Origin of the sequence: Mesorhizobium sp. M7A.F.Ca.CA.004.12.1.1 (assembly GCF_003997835.1) — a bacterium.
Classification (GTDB): Bacteria; Pseudomonadota; Alphaproteobacteria; order Rhizobiales; family Rhizobiaceae; genus Mesorhizobium.
In genome coordinates, this window is record NZ_RZRK01000686.1 from 1 (window position 1) to 3306 (window position 3306).

Consider the following 3306-nt stretch of genomic DNA (forward strand, 5'->3'; position numbering starts at 1 on the left):
CGTCCGACACCCACCCGGACGGCTATCCGACGGTCGAGGCAGTCAAATATTTCGGCGAGCTTGTAAAGGAGCGTACGGCCGGCCGCTATGCGGTCGAGCTCTATCATTCCGCGCAGCTCGGCGAAGAAAAGGACACGATCGAGCAGGTTCGCACCGGCGTGATCGACCTCAACCGCATCTCGATGGCGCCGTTCAACGGGCTCATTCCCGAAACCACGGTGCCCTCGCTGCCCTACATCTTCCGCTCGGAAGACCATATGCACAAGGTCATGGACGGGGCGGTCGGCGACCAGATCGCGGCGGCGTTCGAACAGGTCGGGCTGGTGCTGCTCGCCTTTTACGACAGCGGCGCGCGCTCCTTCTACAATTCGAAGAAACCGATCAACTCATTAGCCGATCTGTCCGGCATGAAGTTCCGCGTCATCCAGTCCGACATCTTCGTCGACATGGTGGCGGCACTCGGCGCCAACGCGACGCCGATGCCGTATGGCGAGGTGTATTCGGCGATCGAGACCGGGGTCATCGACGGCGCGGAAAACAATTTTCCGAGCTACGACACCGCCAAGCATGCGGAAGTCGCCAAGTTCTATTCGCTCGACGAGCACACTATGGTGCCGGAAGCCTTCGTCATGGCGAAGTCGAGCTGGGACAAGCTGACGCCGGAGGATCAGGCGATCTTCAAGGCGGCCGCCAAGGAGAGCGTCGCCAGGCAGCGCGAGCTGTGGACCGCCAAGGTCAAGGAATCGCGCGCCAAGGTCGAGGCGGCCGGTTCGCAGATCACGACGCCGGACAAGCAGCCCTTCATCGACGCCATGGGTCCGGTCTACGAGAAGCATGTCAAGGACGACAAGCTGAAGGCCATGGTCGAAGCCATCAAGGCCGTGCAGTGATCAAGCGGCGGCGCGGGCATTCCGCGCCGCCGTCCTCTTGCGGAGAGAACCGGTGACCTCCAGCCCAGAACACAGACCGCCCCTGTCCGGCGTCGCGCGCATGATGTCGCGCGTCAGCACAGCGGCGCTATGGGTCGCAGGCATCGGGCTGGTGCTGATGACCGCCTTCGTCGCCTGGCAGGTGTTCGGTCGTTATGTCCTGAACCGCTCGCCAAGCTGGACCGAGCAGGGCTCGGTGATGCTGATGAGCTGGTTCATTTTCCTCGGCGCTGCCGTCGGCGTGCGCGAGAACTATCACCTCGGCTTCGACGTCCTGCTCTACGTACTGCCCAAAGGCGGCAAGCGTTGGCTGCGGATGATCTCGGACCTCGTCGCGCTCGCCTTCGGCATCGGTATGATCTGGTATGGTAGCCAACTGGTCGCATTGACCTGGGGCGCTACCTTGCCGTCGCTCGGCATATCGGGGGGCTGGGACTACGTCCCGCTGGTCGCGGGAGGCGTGCTCGTCGTGCTCTTCACGCTGGAGCGCATCGTGCTTCGCCTCTCCGGTGCGCCGATCGACGATGTGCTCGATGAACTGCCGCCGGCGGAAGTCGCAACCGAGCTCGACACGGCGAACGTGAAGGTCTGACGCCATGGAACTCTGGATTCTCTTCGGCGTCTTCACCCTTCTGATGCTTATCGGCACGCCGATCGCTTTCTGCCTCGGCGTCGCAAGCTTTGCCACCGTCCTCTATATGGGCCTGCCGCCGCTCATCGTGTTCCAGCGCCTGAATTCCGGCATGAGCGTCTTTTCGCTGCTGGCCATTCCCTTCTTCATCTATGCCGGCGACTTGATGGTGCGCGGCGGCATCGCCAGCAAGATCGTTGCCTTCGCCGGCTCGCTCGTCGGCCATTTGCGAGGAGGCCTCGGGCAGGTCAACATTGCGACCGCTACACTGTTCGGCGGCATTTCGGGGTCCGCGGTGGCCGAGGCAGCGGCGGTCGGCGGCTTGATGATCCCGCAGATGAAGGCGCGTGGATATGGAGCGGATTACGCCGTCAACGTCACGTCGATGGCAGCGCTGATCGCGCTGCTCCTGCCGCCGTCGCACAACATGATCATCTACTCGATCTCGGCAGGTGGAAAGATCTCCATCGCCGACCTGTTCACGGCCGGCATCATTCCGGGCCTGCTGTTGGCCCTGTCGCTGATGATCACCGCCTATTTCGTGGCGCGCTCCCGCGGCTATCCGACCGAGCCGTTTCCGGGCTTCACCGCCGTCGCGCATCTCTTCGCTGTCGCGGTGCCCGGCCTGCTGCTGATCGCGATCATCTTCGGTGGCGTACGATCGGGCGTTTTCACGGCGACCGAGAGTTCCTGTGTCGCGGTCATCTATGCGTTGCTCGTCACTGTCTTCGTTTACCGGCAGATGACTTGGGAAGGTTTCGTTCATGCCACCCATGGTGCCGTGCGCACCACGGCCATGGTGCTGCTCATCATCGGCATGGCGGCGGCGTTCTCGTGGTTGATGGCCTTCCTGAAAGTGCCGGCAGCGCTCATAGCCTCCATGAACGCGATCTCGGACGATCCGCTGGTCGTGCTTCTCCTGCTCAACGTCTTGATGCTGTTCCTCGGCACCTTCATGGACATGGGGCCGACGATCATCATCTGCACGCCGATCTTCCTGCCCGTGGCGCAAGCCTACGGCGTCGACCCGGTACATTTTGGCGTTATCATGATCCTCAACTTCGGCATCGGGCTGAATACGCCGCCGGTGGGCGCTGTGCAGTTCGTGGCGTGCGCAGTGGGCAAGATATCCGTCTGGGAGGCGATGCGCTCGATCTGGCCGTTCTATGGGGCCGGGCTCGTGGTACTGGGGCTCGTCACTTATATTCCGGCCATTTCGCTCTGGCTACCGAGCGTCTTCAAATAGGGGCGACATGGCATCGGACACCGCAACCGACCTCAGGGTCGAGAGAAAACCCAAACTGTCGGAGACAGTAGTCACGACGATCCGCAAGCAGTTGCAGGCGGGTGAGATCCTGCCCGGCCATAAATTGCCGACCGAAGGCCAACTGACCGAAACCTTCGGCGTCAGCCGCACCGTCATCCGCGAGGCGCTGGCCAAGCTTGCCGCCGACGGGCTGGTCGAACCGCGCCAGGGCGCCGGTGTCTTCGTCACAGAGCACATCTCGACAATGTTCGGCGCGCTGGCCGCGGACATGGGCAGCAAGGATTCGATCGCGCTCAACGTGCTCGAAGTGCGGCTGGCGATCGAGATTGAATCGGCCGGGATCGCCGCCGTCCGCCGCAATGCCGCGCAGGAGGCGGCGATCCAGGAAGCCTTCTTCGAATTCGAGCGGCTGCTGCTTGCCAGCGAGCCGACCGGTCCGGCCGACCTCGCCTTCCATCGCGCGATCGCCAGCGCCACCA

Annotated in this window: 4 protein-coding genes; all 4 read left to right on the forward strand. The window is 63.0% G+C overall.

The features are described 5' to 3' along the window. Window positions 1-890: TRAP transporter substrate-binding protein (locus EN984_RS27665; RefSeq protein ID WP_164765683.1), on the forward strand; the 890-nt coding region annotated here is incomplete at its 5' end. 100 nt (window positions 891-990) lie between these two features. Continuing rightward, complete coding sequence (locus EN984_RS27670) at window positions 991-1521, forward strand: TRAP transporter small permease (protein ID WP_127269376.1); 531 nt, start codon at window positions 991-993, stop codon at window positions 1519-1521. 4 nt (window positions 1522-1525) lie between these two features. After that, window positions 1526-2806: a TRAP transporter large permease gene (locus tag EN984_RS27675; RefSeq protein ID WP_127269374.1), complete on the forward strand. Its 1281-nt coding sequence runs from the start codon at window positions 1526-1528 to the stop codon at window positions 2804-2806. A gap of 7 nt (window positions 2807-2813) precedes the next feature. After that, window positions 2814-3306, forward strand: a 493-nt coding sequence (locus EN984_RS27680; protein WP_164765684.1) for a GntR family transcriptional regulator, incomplete at its 3' end; no start/stop codon positions are given.